3 protein-coding genes are annotated in these 2,210 nt (G+C 65.9%); 2 read left to right on the top strand and 1 reads right to left on the bottom strand.

Annotated elements, in window-relative coordinates; all coding sequences use genetic code 11:
• Window positions 1–767: heme ABC transporter ATP-binding protein (locus tag A2I95_RS32780; protein ID WP_291736560.1), on the top strand; the 767-nt coding region annotated here is incomplete at its 5' end.
• Between the two features lie 101 nt (window positions 768–868).
• Entirely contained in the window at window positions 869–1,210 is a 342-nt protein-coding gene (locus A2I95_RS32775) for a zinc ribbon domain-containing protein YjdM (RefSeq protein ID WP_291736559.1), read from the top strand.
• Here A2I95_RS32775 and A2I95_RS32770 read toward each other — a convergent pair.
• Window positions 1,207–2,028, bottom strand: coding sequence for a helix-turn-helix transcriptional regulator (locus A2I95_RS32770; RefSeq protein ID WP_291736557.1), 822 nt, complete (start codon window positions 2,026–2,028; stop codon window positions 1,207–1,209). The two genes, A2I95_RS32775 and A2I95_RS32770, sit on opposite strands and share 4 nt — an antisense overlap.
• Between the last annotated feature and the right edge of the window lie 182 nt (window positions 2,029–2,210).

Raw genomic sequence — 2,210 nt, 5'->3', positions numbered from 1 at the left:
ATGATATCCGGGTCACGCTTGGCCGCCGCGCCATCCTGAAGGGGGTGGATTTTGAGGCCCGCCCCGGCGAGGTCACCGCCATTGCGGGGCCGAATGGATCGGGCAAGACCACGCTGCTGCGGGCGATGACCGGCGAGGTGCCGTTCTCTGGACGGGTGCTGCTGAACGGGCACGATACCGCCGCCATGAAACCCTGGCAGCTGGCCGCCATCCGCGCGGTGCAGCCGCAATCCGCCGCCATCGCCTTTCCCTTTACGGTGCTGGAGATCGTCCGCCTTGGCCTGCGCGCCGGGCTGGCGGCAGCGGACAGCGATCTGCCGTTGCGCGCGCTGGCACAGGTGGATCTGGCCGGTTTTGCGCACCGGTTCTATCAGGATCTGTCGGGCGGCGAGCAGCAGCGGGTGCAGCTGGCCCGGGTGATGGTGCAGGTCTGGGAGCCGGTGAGGGACGGCGTGCCGCGCTGGCTGATCCTGGACGAGCCGGTGGCCAGTCTGGACATCGGCCATCAGTTCACGGTGATGGATCTGGCGCGCAGCTATGCGGCACGCGGCGGCGGCGTGGTGGCGGTGATGCATGATCTGAACCTCACCGCGATGTTTGCCGACCGGATCACGCTGGTCCATGCAGGCCGGGTGGCCGCGGACGGCGTGCCGGCGGAGGTGCTGACCAATGACACCCTGGCGCAGGTCTATGGCTGTCCGGTTCCGGTGAACCGGGTGCCGCCCGCTGGTGTGCCCTACCTGCTGCCGCAGGCGCGCGCGGTTTGAGGCAGAGGGTGCTGGGACAAGGGGGGAGGGCAGGGCGCTTGAGGGCGGGGGAAGCAATCTCTGTCTGGCCAGCATCCGGCCAACGGGCTATTGGAGCGGGCATGACTGACACTCTGCCTCCGTGCCCCGAATGCGCCTCTGCCTATACCTATCAGGTGGACGCCCTGCTGATCTGTCCTGAATGCGCGCATGAATGGGCGGCGGAGGCGGCTGACGGCAAGGCCGCCGAAGTGCGCGACAGCGTCGGCAACCCGCTGGCTGACGGCGACACAGTGACGGTCATCAAGGACCTGAAACTGAAGGGGACGTCTTCGGTTATCAAGGTTGGCACCAAGGTCAGGGGCATCCGGCTGGTCGATGGCGATCACGACATTGATTGCAAGGTGCCGGGGGTCGGTCCGATCAGCCTGAAGTCCCAGTTTGTAAAGAAGGTCTCCGGCTAAGGAGTTTGCCGGCGGGCCTTGCCCTGCCATTGCAGGAAGGCGTTGAACAGCTGCTGCTGGGTGCTGATGCCGAGTTTGGCATAGGCATTTTTGCGGTGGGTTTTGACTGTCGGCAGAGCAATCCCCAGGGTCAGGCTGATCGACAGGCTGGAATGCCCCTTAAGGATCAGCTGCACGGTCTCTGCCTCGCGCGGGGACAGGGTGCTGCGGGCGAAGTCCTGCAGTGTCCGGTCCGGTTCTGCCGGGACCGGGCTGTCCGTATGGTGGGACCAAAGCTGGCGGAAGGCAGCCGCAAACAGCGGCAGGAAGGGGCGCAGCCGGGCCAGCAGGCTGTCGGGAAAACCGCCGTCGGCGGCGGGCCGGGCAAAGCTGATTTCGCCCATGGCCCCCTCTGGCAGCGCCACTAGCAGGGTGAGTTCCTGCAGCCCGGCGGGCCAGCCGGGGGTGCGGTAGCCGATTTCCTCGGTGTCTTCGACCAGAATGCTGGGAGTTTCAGGGGAGAGGTTCCAATTGTCGGGCGCCAGGTCCGCCATCCGGTACAGCCCCGGCGGCAGCCCGTCGAGGATTGCGTTATAGACCGGGTTCAGCAGATAGGTGCTGCCGGCATAAAGCTGCACCGCATCTTTGGCGGTGCCTTCGGGATAGGTGTCGCACAAGTAAACCGGGCGCCGGCCCTTGCGGTTGACGACGCAGAAGGCGGCGGTGAAGGGCAGCAGATGGCCGGCGGCGGCGATCAGATCCGGCGCGCCGCCATGGCCGTCGATCACCTTGGCCAATGCCAGTGCTGCCTCTTCAATTTCAGCGGTTTGAAAATCCACAGTCCCCTCCCGGTTCGGGCGCCATAGCACGGCGGGGCGCGCGGCGCATCATCCTTGGGGATGATGGCAGGGGCGGGCAAAGCAGCCTAGGGTCCGGGGGTGCACCTGCACAGGAAGATGAGGACTGAAACCATGCATATAGCCCCCTTTGGCGTCGAGATCTGGATGAACGAGTGGGAGAC

It is taken from the genome of Leisingera sp. F5, from assembly GCF_001593695.1.
Note: the sequence above shows the minus strand (reverse complement) of the source record. Positions and strands in the feature narration are given on the sequence as shown.

Excerpts from the sequence above, each read along its gene's own strand:
- A2I95_RS32775 (WP_291736559.1), top strand. The coding sequence starts at position 869 with ATGACTGACACTCTGCCTCCGTGCCCCGAATGCGCCTCTGCCTATACC.